16 protein-coding genes are annotated in these 22,060 nt (G+C 47.7%); 5 read left to right on the top strand and 11 right to left on the bottom strand.

What is annotated here, in order from left to right; translation table 11 throughout:
* Window positions 1–11: 11 nt before the first annotated feature.
* Window positions 12–710, top strand: a complete 699-nt coding sequence (locus tag MHI06_RS13240) for a cyclic nucleotide-binding domain-containing protein (RefSeq protein WP_169481764.1) — start codon at window positions 12–14, stop codon at window positions 708–710.
* 14 nt (window positions 711–724) lie between these two features.
* Window positions 725–1,213: a DMT family transporter gene (locus MHI06_RS13235; RefSeq protein ID WP_169481763.1), complete on the top strand. Its 489-nt coding sequence runs from the start codon at window positions 725–727 to the stop codon at window positions 1,211–1,213.
* A gap of 86 nt (window positions 1,214–1,299) precedes the next feature.
* Here MHI06_RS13235 and MHI06_RS13230 read toward each other — a convergent pair whose 3' ends face one another.
* Window positions 1,300–2,016: a YebC/PmpR family DNA-binding transcriptional regulator gene (locus MHI06_RS13230; protein ID WP_169481804.1), complete on the bottom strand. Its 717-nt coding sequence runs from the start codon at window positions 2,014–2,016 to the stop codon at window positions 1,300–1,302.
* 750 nt (window positions 2,017–2,766) lie between these two features.
* Here MHI06_RS13230 and MHI06_RS13225 point away from each other — a divergent pair.
* Window positions 2,767–2,907 (top strand): hypothetical protein, encoded by a 141-nt coding sequence (locus tag MHI06_RS13225; RefSeq protein WP_340398421.1) that lies wholly within the window; start codon window positions 2,767–2,769, stop codon window positions 2,905–2,907.
* Window positions 2,908–3,011: 104 nt separating this feature from the next.
* Here the strand turns inward: MHI06_RS13225 and cysI are convergent, their stop codons facing one another.
* From cysI to MHI06_RS13205, 4 genes are all read right to left on the bottom strand, one after another.
* Window positions 3,012–4,733: an assimilatory sulfite reductase (NADPH) hemoprotein subunit gene (gene cysI / locus MHI06_RS13220; protein ID WP_340401770.1), complete on the bottom strand. Its 1,722-nt coding sequence runs from the start codon at window positions 4,731–4,733 to the stop codon at window positions 3,012–3,014.
* A 53-nt stretch (window positions 4,734–4,786) separates the two neighbouring features.
* Window positions 4,787–6,622, bottom strand: a complete 1,836-nt coding sequence (locus tag MHI06_RS13215) for an assimilatory sulfite reductase (NADPH) flavoprotein subunit (RefSeq protein WP_340401769.1) — start codon at window positions 6,620–6,622, stop codon at window positions 4,787–4,789.
* Between the two features lie 259 nt (window positions 6,623–6,881).
* Window positions 6,882–12,092, bottom strand: a complete 5,211-nt coding sequence (locus MHI06_RS13210; RefSeq protein ID WP_340401768.1) for an S-layer homology domain-containing protein — start codon at window positions 12,090–12,092, stop codon at window positions 6,882–6,884.
* A gap of 417 nt (window positions 12,093–12,509) precedes the next feature.
* On the bottom strand, window positions 12,510–14,066 hold the full coding sequence (locus MHI06_RS13205; RefSeq protein WP_169481759.1) for an ABC-F family ATP-binding cassette domain-containing protein: 1,557 nt from the start codon (window positions 14,064–14,066) through the stop codon (window positions 12,510–12,512).
* Between the two features lie 321 nt (window positions 14,067–14,387).
* Between MHI06_RS13205 and MHI06_RS13200 the strand changes: the two genes are divergently transcribed.
* On the top strand, window positions 14,388–14,861 hold the full coding sequence (locus tag MHI06_RS13200; protein ID WP_340401767.1) for an SET domain-containing protein: 474 nt from the start codon (window positions 14,388–14,390) through the stop codon (window positions 14,859–14,861).
* Between the two features lie 222 nt (window positions 14,862–15,083).
* On the opposite strand, the gene MHI06_RS13195 is transcribed toward MHI06_RS13200, so the two are convergent.
* The 6 genes from MHI06_RS13195 to MHI06_RS13170 form a co-directional block, all read right to left on the bottom strand.
* On the bottom strand, window positions 15,084–15,692 hold the full coding sequence (locus tag MHI06_RS13195) for a DUF1349 domain-containing protein (protein ID WP_340401766.1): 609 nt from the start codon (window positions 15,690–15,692) through the stop codon (window positions 15,084–15,086).
* A 49-nt stretch (window positions 15,693–15,741) separates the two neighbouring features.
* A complete protein-coding gene (locus MHI06_RS13190) occupies window positions 15,742–17,088 on the bottom strand; it encodes an NAD(P)/FAD-dependent oxidoreductase (RefSeq protein WP_340402108.1) in 1,347 nt (448 codons plus the stop codon).
* Between the two features lie 50 nt (window positions 17,089–17,138).
* A complete protein-coding gene (opuFB, locus tag MHI06_RS13185; protein ID WP_340401765.1) occupies window positions 17,139–18,653 on the bottom strand; it encodes an osmoprotectant update ABC transporter permease/substrate-binding subunit OpuFB in 1,515 nt (504 codons plus the stop codon).
* Window positions 18,646–19,620, bottom strand: coding sequence for an ABC transporter ATP-binding protein (locus tag MHI06_RS13180; RefSeq protein WP_340401764.1), 975 nt, complete (start codon window positions 19,618–19,620; stop codon window positions 18,646–18,648). The genes opuFB and MHI06_RS13180 overlap by 8 nt, the downstream gene beginning before the upstream one ends.
* A 223-nt stretch (window positions 19,621–19,843) precedes the next feature.
* The gene (locus MHI06_RS13175) at window positions 19,844–20,704 is read right to left on the bottom strand and encodes an ergot alkaloid biosynthesis protein (protein WP_340401763.1); all 861 of its coding nucleotides are present in this window, start codon (window positions 20,702–20,704) and stop codon (window positions 19,844–19,846) included.
* A gap of 129 nt (window positions 20,705–20,833) precedes the next feature.
* Window positions 20,834–21,418: a TetR/AcrR family transcriptional regulator gene (locus MHI06_RS13170; RefSeq protein ID WP_340401762.1), complete on the bottom strand. Its 585-nt coding sequence runs from the start codon at window positions 21,416–21,418 to the stop codon at window positions 20,834–20,836.
* 165 nt (window positions 21,419–21,583) lie between these two features.
* Here MHI06_RS13170 and MHI06_RS13165 point away from each other — a divergent pair, with 165 nt between their 5' ends.
* Entirely contained in the window at window positions 21,584–21,946 is a 363-nt protein-coding gene (locus MHI06_RS13165; RefSeq protein ID WP_340401761.1) for an iron-sulfur cluster biosynthesis family protein, read from the top strand.
* The last annotated feature ends 114 nt before the right edge of the window (window positions 21,947–22,060 follow it).

The following is a 22,060-nucleotide window of genomic DNA, read 5'->3' as shown; positions in this document are numbered from 1 at the left end:
TGAACAACAGCGTGGAAGAGATCCATAACGAGCAACAATTAATGCACTATCTGAAGCGATATCAACTCGAAACGGTATTTCACGAGCCCCTACGTCCACATATGACGTTATGCCACTTCGAGAAGTGTGAACTGATCTGTCGTGAAGGAGAAGCTTCCGAATATTTGTACGTACTGGTCGAGGGTAAAATCAAGATTTTCACCACCTCGGCTCAGGATAAAACGCTAGTGCTTTGCTTCAAGACACCGCTCGAAGTCGTCGGGGACATAGAGTATGTCCGTGAAAGCGATATTGTCAATACGGTTCAGGCCGTATCGCCTGTGGTGATGCTTCGCATTCATTATCAATGGCTCGCTGAGCTTGCCAGCGATTATGCACCCTTGCTTAAATTTTTACTGAAAATCATCTCACACAAATTCTACATTGACTCGAACTTTTCCAATTTCAATCTGATGTATCCCGTTGAGGTTCGTCTAGTCAGCTACCTGCTCTCCATCTCGACAGAAGAAGCGGGCAACGTCGTTCATGAAGAGCTGGACGCGTTCAATCTGACCGACATTGCGAATCTGATCGGCACCAGTTACCGACATCTGAACCGAGTCATCCAGAAGCTCTGTGCAGACGGATTAATTGAACGACATCAAGGATTGATTATGATCAAGGATCGGGCGGGTCTGCGTGAAATAGCAGGTCACAATATTTATGAATAAGGAGTTCGACAACCATGTTAATTACAGGGATTTCACTTGCGTTGCTGGCAGGTGCACTTGTCAGTTTGCAAACGATTTTTAATAGCAAAGTCAATGAACGCACCGGTTCATGGTCTACCACAACGATGGTGTTGTTCACCGGATTCATTGCCTCATTCCTCATCTCTCTGCTAGTGGAAGGTAAAAATACATTCAGCTTTCAGCATATGCAACCTTGGTACTGGCTCAGCGGAGCCATCGGCGTTGGCGTAGTCTTCTGTCTGGTGCAAGGGATGAAACTACTTGGCCCCACATATGCCATCTCGATCGTGCTGACGTCCCAACTGAGCTTTGCTCTATTGTTTGATTCCATGGGATGGCTCGGTCTGGAGCAAATTCCTTTTTCGTGGAATCAACTGCTCGGTGTGCTTGTCATTGTGGGTGGAATTGTGTTATTCAAGTTCGGTGGAAGTAAATCGGAAAAATCAGATCAGTCCACTGGAACGTTGCAGTCTGACTCGTAAACAAACAAAAAAAGAGTGTCCGTCCAATCGCGTAGATTGGTCAGACACTCTTTTTATGCAATCACACCACGTATCGTTTCGTTATCTTATACGAACTCTACGTTATGGTAAACCTGTTGAACATCTTCAAGGTCCTCAAGCGCATCGATCAGTTTCTCGAACTGAGCTTGTGCATCCTCTGGAAGTTCAATATGGTTTTGCGCAAGCATCGTCAGCTCGGCTACTGTGAACTCAGTAACACCCGCAGCTTTGAATGCTTCTTGTACAGCATGGAATTGATCCGGATCTGCATATACGATCACAGCATCGTCTTCGTCCACGATATCACGTACATCTACATCTGCTTCGAGCAGAAGTTCAAGCACTTCTTCGGAATTCTTGCCCTCTACACCGATAACCGCTGTTGAATCAAACATGTAAGCAACAGAACCACTGACACCCATGTTACCAGCGTTTTTGTTAAACGCAGAGCGCACTTCCGGCGCTGTACGATTCACGTTGTTGGTGAGTGCATCTACGATGACCATCGCACCATTCGGTCCGAAGCCTTCATAACGCAGCTCTTCATAGTTCTCATCCCCGCTGCCTTTTGCTTTTTCCATCGCACGATCAATGATGGCTTTGGGTACATTATACGTTTTGGCACGTTCCAGCACGACTTTCAGTGCACGGTTCGCTTCCGGGTCCGGTTCGCCCTTCTTGGCAGCTACATAGATCTCAACGCCGAATTTAGCGTAGACCCGGCTCGTGTTTGCATCTTTTGAAGCTTTTTTTTCCTTGATATTATTCCACTTACGACCCATATCGTTTCCGCTCACTTTCAACATGTAATCTGCTTTCTACTATGCCATTATATCTTGTTGAGCGTACTTCAACAAGTTAATACACACGAAAAAATGGGAATAACTCCGGTGATTATCCATCTCCGTTTGAAGTTTAGCCACAGTTTATCCTCTCATAAATCTCTCTGTAGCAACTACCGTTATCTCTAATCCCATCATACTAGAGTAAAAGGCTGGGCAAAACCCAGCCCCTCCTCATCAAACCGTACGTGAGGTTTTCCCTCATACGGCTTTCCGATGTTCATCTTTCATGGGCATGCAGCATATTTGCTTTGGCCTCATGACCTAGTTTCCCCTATAAGAGTTGTTGAGTGTTTTCTAGCGTGTCGTTAGCCATTTTGGCATTCACGAACTCGTACCTCTTGGTGAAACGTGAACAAAGTAGGGCTCCTTCCCTCCCGCAGGTTGTGTTGTCCTGCGTTCCCAGGTAGTATGAGCCCCTCGGACTCCCTTCCTGCTGTTCACTCACTTCACCTTCTGGCTTATAGAGTACCACTTTACGGATTCATAAAAAAAAAATCCGTGCAGGGGAGGGTCTCCCCAGTTCACTACATCCTCTTTCAGACCATGCCGCTCCCCTTACGCCGGAGGATTCTTCGCTGTCGCTCCAAGTTCAAAACAGCTTCCCTGGCCTTCGTCCATCTACACGAGACTCGGCTTCCTCTTTTCCCTCTTGCAAGGCCTTTTTGACGACGCGGCAGGATTCACTTGATGTTACGGCCTGGACTGTCGCTCGCCCTGTCTCTGACAGGTACTTTCGTCGATACGCTTTTACGCACAGATTTCTCCATACGCAAGTATCCTAGCTACACGGGGCTTGGCCTCTCCCGCGACCGGATTTTCATCGGCTAGAAGATGCGTGCTTAGCTGGGCACGCTATAGAAAACAAGAAGCACTCCGTAAGGAATGCTTCCGCCCTAAATCAGTCTTAACTTCCGTTCATCTTACCCGGTCATTTAAGCATGAAATTGTCGACCATCCAGCACTTCAGGAACATATCCTGCACGAATGACAAAGTCTCCGAAATGTTCACCTTCATTGCGCTCTTTGGCATATTGGTTCACCATTGGAGTCAACGTATCCAGAATCTCGGTTTCGCCAATGTTTTCTTTGTACAGCTTGTTCAATCGATGTCCGGTGAAGCTGCCTCCGAGATACATATTGTATTTACCCGGCGCTTTACCGATAAATGAAATCTCCGCAAGCATCGGTCTTGCACATCCGTTCGGGCAGCCGGTCATGCGAATGACAATCTCTTTGTCTCTCAGCCCTGCTTCGTCCAGTACTGGCTCCAGTTTATCGATCAAAGATGGCAAGTAACGTTCGGACTCAGCCATTGCCAGACCACAGGTCGGAAGTGCAACACAAGCCATCGAACTTCTGCGCAGCGCAGAGTAATGCGCACCATCGGTCAGGTTGTACTGTTGAATGAGTGCTTCGATCTTTTTCTTCTTCTGGCTGCTGATATTACCGATAATCAGATTCTGGTTCGCCGTCAGACGGAAATCACCCGTATGCACTTTGGCAATTTCACGCAGACCCGTCATGAGCGGATAGCCGTCAACATCCTTTACACGACCATTCTGAATGAACAGCGTGTAGTGCCATCTGCCATTATTGCCTTTTACCCAACCATATCGATCTCCATTAGTCTCAAAATGATACGGACGTGCCACATCCAGCTTCCAACCCAAACGGGTAGTCAACTCTTCGATAAACCACTCCACACCACGGTCATCCAGCGTATATTTGAAACGAGCATGTTTACGAACCGCACGATCACCATGATCGCGCTGAATCATGACTGTTTTCTCTGCAACATCAATCATTTGCTCTGGTGTACAGAACCCAATAACTTTCGAAACTTGAGGATAGGTTTTGGAGTCACCATGAGACATCCCCATGCCACCGCCAACGGAAACGTTGAAGCCCTGCAGCTTGCCGTTCTCCACAATAGCAATAAAGCCAAGATCCTGTGAAAAGACGTCCACATCATTGGATGGCGGTACAGCAATGCCGATTTTGAACTTACGTGGCAAATATACTTTGCCATAGATCGGTTCAACTTCTTCGTCAGAATCCTGGGAATCAATCACTTTCTCTCCATCAAGCCACAGCTCATGGTAGGCCCGCGTGCGAGGGTCCAGATGATTGCTCACCTGACATGCCCACTCATACACTTCTGCATGCACATCGGACTGATTCGGATTCGGGTTACACATCACGTTACGGTTCACGTCACCACATGCAGCCAGTGTGCTTAGCAATGAATCGTTCACTTCGCGAATGGTGTTCTTGAGATCCCACTTGAGTACGCCATGCAGTTGAAAAGACTGACGTGTGGTCAGACGAATCGTCTCGTTCGCATATTTATGTGCAACACTGTCCATCATTAACCATTGCTCTGGCGTTACAATGCCCCCGGAAGCACGCACACGCAACATGAATTGGTATGCAGGCTCCAGTTTTGATTTGTGACGCTCGTTACGCAGGTCACGATCATCCTGCATGTAGCTGCCGTGGTGTTTCATTAGACGGTTGTCGTCCTCGGGAATTGCACCCGTGATACGATCAGCCAACGTTTCGGTCAGACTTCCGCGCAAGTAATCACTTTTGATCTTTATATCTTCCACATCGCTATTCGTGCGCTGTGGGTTAAGTAAGTTATTATAAGCCATGTTGCTTTCTCCTCTCGTCTCTGCGGGATGATGCAATCCGGCTAGACCGGTAATTAATAGACGTCCCGCTGATAACGTTTATCCTGTTGCAACCGTGTCAGATATTCCGCTGCCTGCTCAGGCGATAAGCCGCCTTCTTGTTCAAGAATCGTGGTAAGCGCAGCATGCACATCATGTGCCATTTTTTTCTCGTCACCACAGATATATACGCTTGCACCTTCCTGGAGCCACTGGTACAACTCTTTGCTGTGTTCCAGCATGCGATGTTGTACATACACTTTCTGTTCGGTATCACGGGAGAAGGCTACATCCATCTTCGTGAGCACACCATCTTTGAGCCAGCGCTGCCATTCAGTCTGGTACAGGAAGTCGGTAGCGAAATGCTGATCTCCGTAGAACAGCCATGTCTTGCCTTCGGCACCAGTTTCTTCACGCTCACCAAGGAAAGATCTGAACGGCGCTACACCTGTACCTGGGCCAACCATGATGATCGGCGTGTCCGGGTTCTCAGGCAGCTTGAAATTCGGGTTATGTTGTATATATACAGGCAGAGTGTCGCCAGCTTCGATTCGCTCAGCCAAATGAACTGAGCATACACCGTAACGCTCTCTGCCACGTGCTTCATAACGTACCGTACGAACGGTGAGATGAACTTCGTCCGGGAAAGACTTCGAACTACTCGCTATGGAGTATAGTCGTGCCGGAATTTTGCGAAGAGCAGCTACGAATTCTCCGGCAGGAATGCCTTTCAGATTATAATCCTGAACCAGATCCAGCAGGTCGCAACTGTGCATGACTGTACGGAATTCGGAATCATCTGCAAGCAGGGCTGTAAGTCCACTTCCCGGATTCAGCTTCGCCAGCTGTTCCACAACTGGTTTCGTTACGGCTGTAATCTCGAAATAACGCAGCAACGCTTCGTGTACAGATGCCTGATCGCCGTTTTTGTTCACGGTCACGCGCTCATCGGCATTCCATCCCATAGCTGCAATCAATTCATCGACAAGGCGCGGATGGTTCTCAGGAAATACCCCAAGGCTGTCACCAGGCTCGTAATCCAGGTTGGACCCTTCCAAGGATAACTCAATATGACGTGTTTCACGGTCCGAGCCTCTGCCATTCAGATTGAGATTTTCCAACACTTCACTCTTGAATGGATTCGTGCGATCATATTCGGATTCCCCGCCGCTCACCGCAGCAGTAACAGCTTCAGTCGTTACTGTGCCCGCAGCAGCTGATGTGCTGCTTAATGACGCCAGTACTTCATTCATCCACTCTGCAGCTGCTTCATCAAAATCAACATCACAGTCCACGCGCGGTACAAGAGCTGTACCACCCAACTCCTGCAATCGTTTATCGAAGTCCTTACCTGTCTGACAAAAGAACTCATAGGAGGTATCTCCGAGAGCCAACACCGAGTAACGAAGTCCTTCGAGCTTCGGAGCTCGTTTGCTGTTCAGGAATTCATGCAGCGGAATCGCATTATCCGGTGGTTCACCTTCGCCGTGGGTACTGACGATGATAAGGAGATTTTCAATTTTCTTGAGTCCGTTCGGTTTGAAATCTCCCATCGATGATAACGTTACCTGAAGACCTTGCTCTTCAAGTTTCTTGGCCAGCTTCTTCGATAGGCCACTGGAATTCCCGGTTTGTGAACCGAAGAGCACGGTCACTTCCCTAGACACTGGCGCAGCACTGACAGGCGCAATACCTGTAGTTGGTGCAGCCTGTACCAGGTTAGCCGGAGCCGTTATTGTCACGCTTGCCTGGATTGCTGCAATATATCCACTCAACCATGTCCGTTGTCCATCGGTCAACGTAGGAATAATACGATTAAGCAGTTCAACTTGTTCTTGATTAAAAGGGCTGTTTGTCACTTGAAGTTCCACTGTTTGCCACCTCGCGCATTGCTTCGATTTTAATTCCGACTAAAATGATCACATTAATTTAATTTCTTCTCTCTAAAACCTAACACACCGGGTGTTTAGGGTCAATTTCAATGATTTTATGACATTTATCAGTTTCGCTGATAAAGGAACAATATGTGCGAATCCACCTCTGTTAGGGTAACGCAAAAAGACTTACTCCGACCTGTGTTTCAGGACAAAGTAAGCCTTCTTTTTCACACGCTGCGATTCTGGTGTATCATCACTTATTCCATACGAGTTTGCTCATCATCGCATGTAGCAACGTAGCCGATTCAGCTCGGGTCGCTTCGGCAAGAGGTTTCACCTCACCGTTGTACCCGTTGGCGATGCCCAAATTCACAAGTAATGCCACGCTATCCCGGGCATAGGAGCGAATCTCGGAAGCATCGCGGAAACGTGTGAGACTATCTGTTGCATCTATCTCGGAGTCAACCATTCCAGCCGCTGCAAGAGCTCTCACTGTCAACGTCATCATTTCCTGACGGGTGATCGTGGACTCTGGCAAGAAGCGCCCGTCACCGGTACCACCGGTGATGCCGAGCGAACGCGCAGCTGTAACTGCTTCATAGTACGAAGCTTTTTCGTTTACATCAGAGAACGCATTCCCGGAAGCAGTATTCAAGCCCAGTGCTGTCATCAGCCATTGCACGTATTGCCCGCGGGTCATCTCCTGTTTTGGATGCAACTGGATGGAATCTCCGCTTACCTCGGCACCGATCACGCCTCGGACAGCCAATGCCTCCATCGCTTTCTCGGCCCACTGCACTTCTGAAAGATCTGCAAATGTCTGCTCTACAGACACAACGGCATAATTCCCTGTAAGTGACGTTACGGAAAATACAATCTCCCCGGTATTTGAATCATAATGACTTTGCGGCAGCGGGGTTGCCACACCGTTCGCGTCAATGGCAAACGCTACAATCCGATCCTGCTGAGCATTTGGCGATGATTGATAAGGCAGACGAAGCACCAATTCGCTTCCTGATGGCCAAGCCTTACCATCCAGTTGGAGTTCAAGTTGAACCCCATGCTGCGTGCCAAGCCGACCTGCTAACGTTTGCGGTAACTCCGTTCTCATCAATCGGATTGATGTAGTCCCATCACCAACCACATCCTTGGTTAACAGTGTTGCAGGAAGCTCCAACGTCCCCAGCTCAGTAACGATGTTGAACACATGTGATTCACCTTGATCCAACAACGCAGAGGCAGGCAGAGACACTTCATATGCATTTGCTCCCGAGACTGGCTTCAGCCGAAGTTCGACCAAGCGCTGACCCGCATCCGTTGCAGGGGCAACTTTAAAAGCCTCTTTAATCATGGGATCATCCACTTTCGACTGCACTACACCCTTCTGGTCAGACTGACCCTGCAACTCCAGAACAGAACGATCCTTCTGTGCCTCAGGTTGTGATGCAGGATTCTCCCCACCTGGGCTACCACTTCCTGATTGCCCACCATTGCTGCTTGAGCCAGAACCATTTGATGGATTACCACCTGAATTACCGCCCGAACCAGGGTTGCCTCCGGAGGAAGGCACAGATGCGGGCACCTTCACCGTCAAAGGCTCAGTCAGAGCTTTACTTTCGTCAGAAGTTCGAGTAATTTCCAACGCAAGTAGTACCGTTGTTTCCTTTGATGGCGGGACGATCGTTCCATCAGTTTGAATGACAGACGGTACCGAACTGGAAGCGATCGTCACCGTGAAACCTTTCGGCACTACCGGTAACTTCAGTTTCTTCGCACCTGCGGAAGGCTGTTCCAGTGCCGTAATGCCTGTAGCTATATCGGCAGCGGTCTGCTGTTCCGTAAGCACCTGATATGCGGAAGATAAACCACTCACGGATTGCCCCGAAGCATCGAAAGCTTCCACTTTGTAATAGTAATCCGTGCCGGGGTTCAACTCACTGTCCTTGTATTCTCTCAAATTGCCACTATAGACCACGCTATATTCTCCTTGTTCACGGTCTGAGCGGTAGAGCTTGTAGCTTGCTGCACCAAGACGAGCATCCCAGTGAAGCGTTGCGCTCGTTGAATCCAACACATCAGCATTGAGGCCAGCACTGTCATTGGCAGGTGGTGCCGCATCTGGTTTAACGATCATAATCCAACTAATCATCGGGTCCTGCGATGCCGTGTTGCGCACGGTCAGTTCCAGCTTGTTGTCCGACACGCTAATGCCTTTGTGCGCTCTCACACTGGCAGGTGTAAAAGTGACTGCACCCGTATTAGCGCCATTGATAAGGAAGTTTGCTCTGAGCGATGCATTGGTCCACGGATCGTTGAATCCGGCGTACACGTCGTATGTCCCATTCGGCACATCAAATGTATAGGTTAAGTCCGTGCCTTTAGGAGAATTGCTGACATTGCCACCGTTCAGATAACGCACGGTCGAGAATATATCCCCACCATTCGAACCGGATGCCAGTGCATCTGGGCTGACATACCCCCAATTACGTCCCTCTGCCGGAGCGTACATCTGATCCGCTGTTCCCGGATTGGCAAGCGTTCCTTTCATATAAGCACCCATGAGACTATAATCAGCCGTTTCATAACCTCCGCTATTCACAAAATATAGTGTATTCTCTGGAATGACGTTTACACGAACCGCCTGTTTTTTGTTGTTATATTCCGGTGTCGTTACCTGTAACGTGAGCGGTCCAGGCTTAGCAAAATCTTCCGCCGTCATGGCCCGATTATCAATCGTCCATACTGCTGGCGTTGACACCAGTTCATCCCCGTCGCGCACATTCAATGTCGTAGGCAAGGAGGGTACTTTGCCAAGCGCCACAGCTTCTGGCAGCGGATCAGCGATATCCACCTTGCCCATCGAATTCAGCAGGTCAGGCGTCCAGCTGTTATACCACTTGATCGCAATGTCGGAGCCTATTCCAAACTCAATTGGCAAGAACACGTATTTTGCAGCGTCATTCGAGAAATTGCCACCGTTCCACGTATCCCCTACGTAAATGAATTTGCCTTTTTCCGGATCGACCGGAATGACGGATGTGGTCTGGGTGCCAAATGCTTTGCCTGGATCGGGATCACTTTGCAACGTACGTACAAACGGATTGGTCTGCGTTGACCAAGGCCCGAAAATATTGTCCGCCACCGTCACTTTGTTTTCGTTAGGGGCCCATCCGGAAGCTCCGGAGGTTAATATATAGTATTTACCCTGATACTTGAACATCGCTGGCGCTTCGCGTTGCCCTCCAGGGAACACACGCACGTAATCGACGCCGTATTCCGCCTGATAGGTGGAATCACGTACCGGATTGCCTTTGTCATCCGTTCGTCCTTCCTTATGCCACCCTGTTACGTCACTGTAGTCTTCAGTCAGTTTGGAGATATACAGCGTCAAATTTTCCTCACTGGAGTAGATCAGATAGCCAGTGCCGTCATCGTCCTTAAATAGTGTCATATCACGAGCCATCCCCACATCACTTGGGAAGTAATCTTTCTCTCCTTCGGGGGTTCTGTCCATTCGGTAACTCTTCTGATACACGAAAGGCCCTGTCGGAGAGTCGCTGATCGCGTAACCAGCCCGCGCTTTACCGTAGTTTGCATTATCGTTATAAGGGTCCTTGTCGCCGTCCATGTGGGCCCACATCACGTATTTCTTCGTTTTGTCGTTGTAGATGACCTTTGGTCGTTCAATAATCCGTCCTTTGCGAATATCTGCCCAGATATCCACCTTGTCTTCGCGTCCTGCATACAATTCGGAAATCAACGGGTCATTGTCAAAATCATCCATGGATTGGAGCGTCGTTAGAGCCATACCTCCATCTGTCCAGTTCATCAGATCCTTGGATGAATACACGCGCACACCAACCGCTGGCCAGCCGCCCTTGTGGTATTCACCATACCAGTAATACATATCCGTCTGTTCATCATAGAAAAAGCCTGCCCCATGCGCATCAATCGGCTTACCGTCCAGATCCGGCCACAGTTGCCCTGGTGTAATGCTTGTACGAATCGTGGCAACACCCAACGGTGCAGAAGCTGGAGATACGACGCCATCCACGGTTGCCTGGATGATGTAAAAATATCCCGTACCCATCGTCAGACCACTATCGTTAAACTTGCTTTCCTTGCCACTGTACACCTGTTGATATGTCCCCGTTGCACTAGTTGCACGGGACACTGTATACGTTACATCAGAACCAGAAAGGTCGTTCCACCCCAGAGAGATCGATGTATCCGTCACAGCTGTGGCAGCAAACGCTGCAGGAGAGTCAATGGAATACGTAGTGGCTTCTGCAACAGTGAATGCTGACTCCCCAGCTGCGTTATAGGCTGTTACACGATAGCTGTAGCTGTTACCGGGCTCAAGCCCCTCATCTATGAAAACAAGCCCCTTCCCTTCGTATACCTGCTCATACTGGTCACTTCCAGATTCGGCCCGAACCACGCGATAGCCAGTTGACTTGTCCACGGCGGGCCAAGATAGCTTCACACTCGTGGCATTGAGTGCTTCGGCCTTTAATTCGCCCGGAGCCTGTGGTGCTGCGGCTGTCGTTCGAACTTCCAGCGGAGCAGTCCATAATGACTCGGTGAGGCCTCCGTATTCATAAGCAAGCTTGTAATAATACATCGTATCCCCACTTAATCCTTCATCCGTGTGTCCCAAAGTTCCCGTATTGGTTACCAGGGAATAACCGCCTTCAGGGGCAGTGGAACGATAGAGGCGATAGCTCGATGCACCTGAAATTTCAGACCATTGCAGGGAAACCGAAGATGCCGTCTGCTCGGCAATGGAGAGCTGAATATCGTTCCCTGGCGGCTGCTCGGCGATGGTCACGTCATCTGCATGGACCGACTGCCACTTATTTCGAATGCCAACTGTACCTGACCCGTATGTAGGATCGATCAGATCAAATACCAACCGATCGGAGCCGTTTTCAACGATATACCCGCGAATGGAGGTACCCGACAGCACCACTTTGAGTGTGTACCATGTATCTTTGGCAAACGCATAGTCTACCGTTTTCAGTGGTGTATCTGTCCCGTTTACCCTTTTCGAGAAAACGAGTTTATTGTTAGGTACTTGCATTTGAAAATAGTAAAAGTTGCTCTTATCCTGAAACCGCGGCAATATTCCCGGATACCCTTGACCGGCTCCCGTGTAAAAGCGCATGGACACGGTCATGTCCGACATGGAGTCTCCGGTGGAGATGATGCCTTCATTGGTATCGCTCTGGAAAAGCGTGGAGTTGGACGCATCTGTTGGGTCCGCGATCACTTCCCAATTGCCTGAGCTTACGTTCCACGCAGGTGATGCAGTGAAATCCCCATCCGTAAAATCGTCCTGCAACAACGTGGCGGGTATACTGTTCAGATCGGCATATGCCTTACTCGGCAGCATCAGCGGTCCGGAGGATAGCGCAAGTGTTGCAGATAACATGAATATCATGGGTTTCCTGAGTTTATCCAATGTTCATTCTCTCCTTTGGCATGGAAGATGAAAGCATGGTTCTTGAAGGCGCAGTGTTGTTGTCCGGCCTGTCCTCAGCAGCCAGCGGTCAGTAACGAGCTAGGTCCACCTCCTTATTTTAATGAAACCGGTTTCATTCGAGAGCAAAAAAAGACCCGTCTTCCCTTCTAAGTGCAATGATACCCATTTGGAATACCGTATCTTCCTTGCCCCTATGCAGTGAAACAGGTTTCTAATATGTATATGTAATCGCTTTCCTGAATTATATTATTGCCTGATTAAAGATGTCAACTATGAATTCCACTCAAACATTTTTCGTTAAAACCATACAGAAAAGGCGCGAGTTCTGCCTGTTTTGCAAGCAAAATTCGCGCCTTTTTTCACCCTTCGAGCTTGTTCGCAAGCTCTCTAGTATTATTAAAATACTTTCGTCGTCCACGACTCACAGTTCCACGTCTCCGTAACCACGTCACGATAAAATTCCGGTTCATGGGAAATCAGAAGAATACTGCCTTTGTAAGCCTTGAGTGCACGTTTCAACTCTTCCTTGGCATCAACGTCCAAATGGTTCGTCGGCTCATCAAGTACAAGCAGGTTGGTTTCGTTATTGATCAGCTTACAGAGACGCACTTTAGCTTTCTCGCCACCACTTAGTACAGCTACCTTGCTCTCAATGTGTTTTGTAGTCAATCCACATTTCGCAAGTGCAGCACGCACCTCGAATTGGGTATAGGAAGGGAACTCCTGCCAGATCTCTTCAATACACGTATTGTAGTTGGCATCCTTCATCTCTTGCTGGAAGTAACCAATCTCCAGATGTTCACCGCGTTGAACGGTCCCTTCCAGAGCTTGAATTTCACCCAGAATACTGCGCATCAGGGTTGTTTTACCGATTCCGTTCGCACCAACAAGGGCAATCTTCTGTCCGCGTTCCATACGCAGATCCAGTGGTCTGGACAACGGTTCATTGTAACCAATCACAAGACCTTTGGTTTCGAAAATGAGCTTGCCGGATGTTCTTGCATCACGGAAGTTGAACTGCGGTTTCGGTTTCTCCTTGGCGATCTCGATGACATCCATCTTGTCGAGCTTCTTCTGTCTGGACATCGCCATATTGCGTGTAGCTACACTTGCTTTGTTACGCGCTACAAAATCCTTGAGGTCAGCAATCTCTTGTTGTTGGCGTTTGTACGCCGACTCAAGCTGCTGTTTTCTCATCTCATGCACTTCCTGGAAATGATCATAATCGCCCACATAGCGAGTTAGATTCTGGTTCTCCATGTGATAGATCAAGTTGATAACACTGTTCAAGAACGGAATATCGTGAGAGATCAGAATAAAAGCATTCTCATATTCCTGCAAATAGCGTTTCAGCCATTCGATATGCAATTCATCCAGATAGTTCGTAGGCTCATCGAGCAGCAAAATATCAGGTTTTTCCAGCAGTAACTTAGCAAGCAGTACTTTGGTACGCTGTCCACCACTCAGATCATTGACGTCTTTATCCAGGCCGATATCTGTCAGACCCAGACCACGTGCGGTTTCATCCACTTTGGCGTCGATCATGTAGAAATCCTGGTTCGTCAGTGTATCCTGAATCGTACCCACGTCTTCAAGAAGTTGTTCAAGCTCCTCTGGAGTCACATCGCCCATTTTGCCATACATATCATTCATTTCCTGTTCCATGTCGAACAAATACTGGAACGCACCGCGAAGTATGTCACGGATCGATTGGCCTTTGTTCAATACAGCATGCTGGTCCAGATAACCAACACGCATCCGTTTGGACCACTCTACCTTGCCTTCATCCGGCTGAAGCTTGCCTGTAATAATGTTCATGAAGGTGGATTTACCTTCACCATTGGCCCCGATCAGACCAATATGTTCGCCCTTCAAGAGGCGGAATGAAACGTCGTTAAAGATAGCACGGTCACCAAAACCGTGACTTAATTTTTCTACATTTAATATGCTCATTCATGACACCTTTTCTATATAGACTTAATTCTTCAGCATTTTGCATTAATTCGAATCCTACCGCTCACGGGTACAAGATATAGACGAATAAAATCATTTCGATCTATATCTTGCTGATTGGAAGACGCTCAGGGGATTTATGCAAAAAGCTCCTTTGTATATTATAAGCGTTATATCCTGCACAACTCAACGCCATATTAAAAATTATTCCACCTTTTTGGCGGAAATTTGCCTTATATGAAAGTATGGGTTAAAATTTTGCCTTAACGAATTACTACTATTAATAGAACGGAGCTCTTAGAAGAGCATCAGGTGAAGATTATGATTGAAGTAAAACAATCCAAGTTGGGTGATGGTGGTGAGTTTAACCGCGGGGTATTTGCTACCGTTGATATTGCCAAAGGAACGCTTATCCATCAGGCACCCGTTGTGCCTTACCCAAATGAAGATCATGAGCATGTCGAAAAAACGATTCTGGAAGATTACGTGTTCGAATATGGGGCGAATCATACCGCCATTCTGCTCGGCTACGGCAGTCTGATCAACCACTCCTATGAACCTAACGCTACTTATGATATCAATTTTGATAACCACACCTTTGACTTCTACGCGTACACAGATATCAAGGCTGGCGATGAAATCGTGATTAATTACAACGGTGAGGAAGACAGCATGGACCCACTATGGTTCCTGGACGACTACGAAGAGCGTATGCTGGAGTTCAATAAATCCAATGATGATGAGGATGAAAAAGAGACTGAAACCCAGTCCCTGGATACGGACACGAGTAAATAAACGTACGTTAAATTCAACAAGGTTCGCAAGGACCTTCGCTGTAGATGCGAAAGAACTCGATTCACACGTTGAAGTATGAATATGAGTACCTAGAGTACTCTATCAAGTACACTTCATAATCCGATGTTCAAACACGAAAATAAGCAAGTCCTCCGCTGATAGAAGACTTGCTTATTTGTGTTGTTTTACTTTCTAAGGTAGATATGCTTGGCATAACTTGTTTTAATCCGTAATCGGTGGATCTGTGTGCAAGTCTTCATCGGGTGCGGTGGATTTCCACTTGGTAAAGGCTACCTCGAATCCTGCACGCTTCGGTGAACACAGAAATGGACCTGCTTGTTTGTTCGTCGGATGGGCAAACCGTGCAACCCGAATCGTACGCCAGGCATGCTCGTCTGTGCGAGCACGGATGACAACTGCCTCATTACTGTAAGAGGCTCTAATCGTTACGATCCGTCCACCCCACTCTGGCACAGGAGATAATGACCAATCGGAATACGTATCCGTTACGACGGCTCCAACGTGAGCTACGCCATCATTGACCTCAACTCCAGCCTTGATCCATTGATCTTCTCCGTACCATAACATTAATCCCGCCTGATCATACAATTCGGTAAATGAACTCAGATCGAAAGATACTTCGATTGCTTCCGTCCCATCCCATGGTGTAAGCATGGCGTGTCCATTCCGATGACAGAATCCATAGAATGTTTTCTCCCAGAAGTCACTGCCTTCCTGAGCTTCCACGACGAAACGATCCCCATCCATCCGCGCAGCAACGGGTTCCGTGGTCCACTTGCCTTCATGCAGGCCTATAAAATCCGCTGACATCGTTATTCTCATCCTTCCTTCCGGCCCAAAGGGGAGTTCCTCATCACTTCTACAATAGAGAACCCAAGTCCGATGCAGCAGTAGGATATGCAAAATTCATGGTGCTTAACTGCTCGGTCGTTAGATTGAACTGAATCGCCATTGCAAAAAGATTAATCAATTCTTCTGTTTTGCTGCCTAGCACATGCGCACCCAGAATACGGCCGGTTGATTTATCGATCACTACTTTGGCCATGGCAACTTTTTCATGCGTTCGCTTGTAAGTATACCATTTCGACATATCATTTACCTCCACATCATAGCCCTCTTTCTTGGCTTTTTCCGTACTCATCCCTACAGAACCAAGTGCAGGGACAGTAAACACAATGGAAGGCATGACTTTATAATTCGGTTTGTGTTGGTTTCCCTCCAACAAATTGAACGATACCGCACGGGATTCCTGACCTGCTAACGGGGTCAAAGGCAGCCCTTGCGTGTCAGTCACATCGCCAGCAGCATACACGCGTGGATTGCTTTCGCTTTGCAAATACTCGTTCACCGTAATCCCCTTTTTGGTGTAGTTGACGTTGCCTTTCTCCAATTCCAGCCCATCCACATTGGGAATACGCCCGGCTCCGTGCACGACAAGTCCGCACTGCCACTGGTGATCTGCACCATTGCGTGTGCCATGAACGACATAGGCGTCCCCTTGCTGTCGTATGGACTTCACCTCCGCGTTCAAGTGAACATGAATGCCGATCTCTTTCGATTTTTGCAACAATGCTTCCACCAGCTCAGCATCAAACGATTTCAGTGGCTGTTCACTCCGATGCAGGATATGAACTTCCGTCCCGGCTCTGGCCGCAATATGCGCAAACTCAAATGCAATGTATCCACCGCCTACCAGAACTAATCGATCCGGCAGCTGTTCCAGATCCAGAAAGTCATCACTATATATGAGATGCTCTGAACCCTCAATCTGAAGTGGCGCAGGTCTTGCACCGGTAGCAATCAGGATGTGTTTGCCATGAAGCACTTCTTCTCCAACTTGAATATGGTCTTCATCGACAAATGAAGCTTTACCATGGAACGTGTCCATTCCGGCCTGTTTGAAATTATCCTCGCTTGCTCTGGGTATGCTCTCGGTAAAGGTGCGCTTAAACGTCATAAGCTCAGTCCAGTTGATGGTTGCCTGCCCCTGAATCCCTTTCCCTTGCATACGCTCATTCCAATCAATCAACTCAGCCGCTCCAGCCAGTACTTTCTTGGGATCACAGCCGCGAAGTGCACAGGTTCCTCCGAACTCACGTTCATCAATTACAGCAACTCTCCAGCCAGCTTCAGCGCAGCGGGTAATTACAGAGCTTGCCGCGCTTCCTGTTCCAATCGCAATCAAGTCATAGGTTTCTTGTGTCATCATGGTTCCTCCTCGTCCTCTTGGTACATCTATTTTATGGATGCCTGAAGTTACAGCAATCCAGCTTGTTTAAGGTATTCTCTTGCCACCTGCTCAGGATTGGCTCCATCTACGTTCACGTCATAGTTCATTTGACGCATCTCGTCATCCGTAATTTTGCCAGCAAGCTGATTCAGCACCTCAACTAGCTGTGGATATTGATCTGCCGTTTCTTTACGAAGCATCGGCGCGCCTTGATACGGTGGGAATAACTCCTGATCATCCTCCAGCACAACGAGTTCATATTGTCTCAACTCACTATCTGTGGAGTAGGCATCTACGATATTAATATCGCCCCGCTGAAGAGCACCATAGCGAAGCTTGGGTTCCATTGTCGCCACGTTCGGGAATTCAATCCCATACTTTTTCTGTATGCCAAGGTATCCGTCTTCCCGATCCGAGAATTCCAGTGTGAATCCCGCCTTGATCTGCTGCTCAATCGGTTTGAGATCCGAAATGGTCTTGAGATTGTATTGATCTGCGGTACTCTGCGGGACCGCCAAGGTATACGTATTGTTGTAATCCATAGGGTTCAGAAGCACCATGTTGAACTGGCTCAGCATTCCGTCTCTAGCTTGTTCGTAGACCTCTGTTCGATCCGTACTTACAGCCGTTTTCTTCATGAATTCGGAAATGGCTGTCCCTGTGAATTCGGGATAGATGTCAATATCACCCGACTTGAGTGCATTGAAAAGGAATGGCGTTTTGCCCAATCCGGGCTTTAGTTCCACGGTCAGATCTGTATTTTTTTCAATCAGCAATTTGTACATATTAATCAGAATTTCGGGTTCCGCCCCCAGTTTCCCGGAAATCACGAGATCCTTCTGTCCTCCCCTCGCAAAAAAGGGAATGGTGATCACAAGTATCGCGATCAGAGCAAGCGAACCCAAGGTAACCAAAGTTTTCTTGAATGACAAGCGCTGGAACTGACGCAATAGCACATCAAACAAAATGGCCAACAATGCAGCTGGAATAGCTCCTAGGATGATCAGTGCCGTATCATTCCGATCAATGCCCAGCAAGATTAATGCACCCAAGCCTCCTGCGCCGATCAAGGCAGCAAGTGTCGCCGTTCCTACAATCAGGACCATCGCGGTCCGAATTCCGGCCATAATGACAGGCATCGCCAGCGGCAGCTCCACTTTAATCAGTCGTTGTCGACTATTCATGCCCATCGCATTCGCCGCTTCAACCATGGAAGGATCGACTTCGGATATGCCTGTGTACGTGTTGCGAAGTACCGGGAGCAGCGCATACACCACCAGTGCAATAATTGCAGGCAGTGTGCCTATGCCGAATAACGGGATAAGCAATCCGAGAAGCGCCAGAGAAGGAATGGTTTGCAATACAGCCGTAACCCCGATAATCGGTTCAGCAACTCTTGGCTTTCGTGTCAAGTAGATACCAAGCGGAATAGCAATTAGGACAGCAAAGAACAACGCGATAAATGAGATCTGAATATGTTCAATAAGAGCAGACAACAACTGACCTTTACGCTCGCTGAACACCTCCGTGAATCTACTCATGTCCATCACCTCGCTCCTGTAACTGACCAGACCAATATTTCATCAGATCAGCCCGACTGATCTCGCCAATAATCTGGCGATTACGTTCAACCAGCAGATGGTCATGGGAAGCCATGATCTCAACTAGCTCCGTCAACGTAATGGATACGGGAACGGCAGTTTTGGCTGATTTTGGCACATGACCAGGTGAGAGCGGCGACATGATGGATTCGAGATCAAATGCAGACTGTTCGCTCATATCGGAACTTGGACTCCCCACAAACTCGCGTACGAAGTCATTAACTGGCTGCCGGATCAGATCTTCCGGAGTGCCTACCTGTAGAACCTGTCCATCCTTCATAATGCAGATGCGATCCCCCAGCTTCATCGCTTCCTGAATATCATGGGTAACAAACACAATTGTTTTCTTCATCTGACGCTGGATATCCAGAATATCGTCCTGCAATTTCTCGCGGCTCATCGGATCGAGTGCACTGAACGGTTCATCCATCAATACAATCTCGGGATCAGCAGCGAGTGCACGCAACACACCAATTCTCTGTTGCTGTCCTCCAGATAACTCGGCAGGTTTACGCTCACTGTACGTGTCTCCGTGCAATCCAACCATGTCCAGCAACGTATGTACGCGCTTCTTGATTTGATCTGACTTCCATTTTCGCAGTTCAGGAACAACCGCAATATTCTCGGCAATCGTCATATGCGGGAACAATGCAATCTGTTGCAGCACATATCCGATATTCCATCGCAATTCGTGAATATTGTATTCATCGATTGGGCGTTCATTGATGCGTACTGTTCCATCTGTTCGTTCAATCAGGCGATTGATCATTTTGAGCATGGTGGTTTTGCCACATCCACTTGGACCAATCATGACGAACAGTTCTCCTTTGTTAATGTTGAGGTTAACCTGACGCAAAGCCGTAGTTCCATCAGGATATTGTTTAGATACATTTTCAAACTGAATCATCCGCACTCTTCGCCCCTTTATCTAGGGCGTGTCTCAGACACGCCCTAACATTCATCCTCATCTATTTCCCCAAAAGTGTGTTCGTATAATCACGGCAGTTCCGTAGTGTCCCTTGTTAGGGAGAGATCTATATTCGAATCAACCATGTCAACATGCTGGTAGACATGCAAAAAGACGGGCACTAGGCACCGTCTTCTCATTGAATATGAATATATTTCTTCCATTATTTCCATACTTCTATATGATTTTGAATAAATTGCTCGAATGAAATCGGGTTATTCCCCGTTATTTTTGTCACCGTATCCGTCGTTTGATCTTCTCTCCCCTCCTCCCGGATAGGCACATCCAGTCCTGCGAGAGCAGTAGCGTATTCTTCTGACATTCCCGCACGAATCATGCTGTTCCTCAATTCATCATCGGACAAAGATTCATGTTGGATGGACTGACCCACTATACGACTAATGATGTCGGAAACCTGCCCATAGGACAACGTCTCCGGCCCTGTAATGATATGCTCCGTATTATGAGGAACAATATCCGTCAGAGCATGGAACGCAACTGCCGCGATATCATCTGCACTAACAAATCCAATTTTCCCTTCACCCGTAGCACTGTATATTTTCCCGAGTTGTTTCGCCGTCTCCCGATGCGGTCCCTCCGTAAAGTTCTCCATAAAATAGGAAGGCTGCAATACAGCCCACTCAGGAGCATGGGCTTTTAAATACTGATGTACTTTGCCAAATATTGGACCATCTTCATCGATCGAAGCACTGCCAAGTAAAACGAATCGCTTAACGCCGCTCCACAATGCTTCCTTGATGAATGGCATCATGACGTCTTCTGGGGTCATATCCATTGCTGGCACAACAAGATACACGTGATCCACATTTTTCAGTGCCGAAGCAAATGTCGTGGTATCATACCAATCAAAATAGACATGGTTATCGGCAGAGCCATGAGATGATGGCTTAGTCCTTCCTGCCAAACGCACCGGATAATGATGCTTTTGAAGTATGGCCGCAACACGGCTTCCTGTCTTTCCATTAGCCCCTGTAATAAGTGTTAACTTTTTATCATTGATCATGCTTTACTTCCTCCTACAGTTTGTTTGGTGTTCTCTTTCCAGACCAATTGGTCTATAATATTCAAAAAATAAACGCCCTTAGCGTTCATTTTCAAAAAGCCAATAAGAATTCCTGCTCATGAGATGCCATTAGTCCATAACTTTTAATGTCGTCCGTACAAGCTCTCGGAGCACTTCTGCGCTTGCACCACTCTTGGCCGTAAAGGTCAATGAGAGGCGGGAATAATTCAGAAAACGGGCAAGGCCGGGCAATTCTTCCTCGGCATGCTTCAACTCGCCACTCTTCTGTCCACGCAACAGCGCTGCTTGAAAAACATCTTCCATTTCTCGGTTAGTCATCTGAATAAAGGCTGCAATTTCGTGATTTAGTGGTGCCTGTTCAACCGCACTATTAATGATGAAACATTCATTCCGACGTTCGTTGTCTGTCAACACGTTAACTGCTTCGTTGAACAACTGTGTCACGCCTTGCCTCACACTTGTGCATTCGTTTAGCAGTCTGATCCCCGCCTCTGTCTTCTGCTGAATATAGAATTTAAGCGCAGAGACAAATAGATCATGTTTGGTTCCGTAGGTGTCATACAAGCTTTGCCGCGCAATGCCCAGTTCACTCAGCAGCAAGCTCAATGAAGTACCTTCATAACCGTAAGCTCCGAATACAGACGTTGCTTTTCGTAGAACGGTTTCCGTGTCAAACTCCTTAGCTCTTCCCAATTTCGACTTCACCTCCCTATCGATTAAGTAAAGAATACCTTTTCCAGACTGATCAGTCAAGAAAATAAATGCTTTGATTTTTGACAAAGTGGTATAATGTGAATAAAAGCTGAATGAATTCTTTTACCTGTACAATCATGCCAACATATAAAGGAGTGTACCCATATGTATATTCAAATTACTGATCTGGCTGCAAAACGCTTGACCGAAAGCCTGAATGATCAAGCCGGATATTTCAAAGTAATCTATGACTTGGAAGGTTGCGGATGTAACGGAGTTATCGCGATTATCATTGTTGATGAACTTGCAGCTCTCGACGCGCAGATTGAAACCAACCTGGTTCCGTTCTATGTTGATCCGAAGCAGCAGCTGAACCTTGAACAACACATGAAGCTGGATACGGAAGAAAATTATCCTTCTTTCAAATTAAGCAGTGATTCTGGTGTGCTCAGCGCCAATGTTCGCGTTCGTGACACCCGTGCAGTAACTGCGGGAAGCTCCGGTGGATCCGACGCCTGCATGTTGTAATACAGTCTCCAGCATACTTGAAGTAATCTAGCATTATCTCTCTTCACATCAAAAGCCGTTGCCTCTAATGCAACGGCTTTTTTATGTATACTGCCTCTACGAGAGTTGCAAAAA

It is taken from the genome of Paenibacillus sp. FSL H8-0079 (genome assembly GCF_037991315.1).
Taxonomy (GTDB): domain Bacteria; phylum Bacillota; class Bacilli; order Paenibacillales; family Paenibacillaceae; genus Paenibacillus.
Note: the sequence above shows the minus strand (reverse complement) of the source record. Positions and strands in the feature narration are given on the sequence as shown.

Excerpts from the sequence above, each read along its gene's own strand:
- MHI06_RS13235 (WP_169481763.1), top strand. The coding sequence starts at position 725 with ATGTTAATTACAGGGATTTCACTTGCGTTGCTGGCAGGTGCACTTGTC.
- MHI06_RS13230 (WP_169481804.1), bottom strand. The coding sequence starts at position 2,016 with ATGGGTCGTAAGTGGAATAATATCAAGGAAAAAAAAGCTTCAAAAGAT.
- MHI06_RS13225 (WP_340398421.1), top strand. The coding sequence starts at position 2,767 with ATGTTACGGCCTGGACTGTCGCTCGCCCTGTCTCTGACAGGTACTTTC.
- cysI (WP_340401770.1), bottom strand. The coding sequence starts at position 4,733 with ATGGCTTATAATAACTTACTTAACCCACAGCGCACGAATAGCGATGTG.
- MHI06_RS13205 (WP_169481759.1), bottom strand. The coding sequence starts at position 14,066 with ATGAGCATATTAAATGTAGAAAAATTAAGTCACGGTTTTGGTGACCGT.
- MHI06_RS13200 (WP_340401767.1), top strand. The coding sequence starts at position 14,388 with ATGATTGAAGTAAAACAATCCAAGTTGGGTGATGGTGGTGAGTTTAAC.
- MHI06_RS13195 (WP_340401766.1), bottom strand. The coding sequence starts at position 15,692 with ATGTCAGCGGATTTTATAGGCCTGCATGAAGGCAAGTGGACCACGGAA.
- MHI06_RS13190 (WP_340402108.1), bottom strand. The coding sequence starts at position 17,088 with ATGACACAAGAAACCTATGACTTGATTGCGATTGGAACAGGAAGCGCG.
- opuFB (WP_340401765.1), bottom strand. The coding sequence starts at position 18,653 with ATGAGTAGATTCACGGAGGTGTTCAGCGAGCGTAAAGGTCAGTTGTTG.
- MHI06_RS13180 (WP_340401764.1), bottom strand. The coding sequence starts at position 19,620 with ATGATTCAGTTTGAAAATGTATCTAAACAATATCCTGATGGAACTACG.
- MHI06_RS13175 (WP_340401763.1), bottom strand. The coding sequence starts at position 20,704 with ATGATCAATGATAAAAAGTTAACACTTATTACAGGGGCTAATGGAAAG.
- MHI06_RS13165 (WP_340401761.1), top strand. The coding sequence starts at position 21,584 with ATGTATATTCAAATTACTGATCTGGCTGCAAAACGCTTGACCGAAAGC.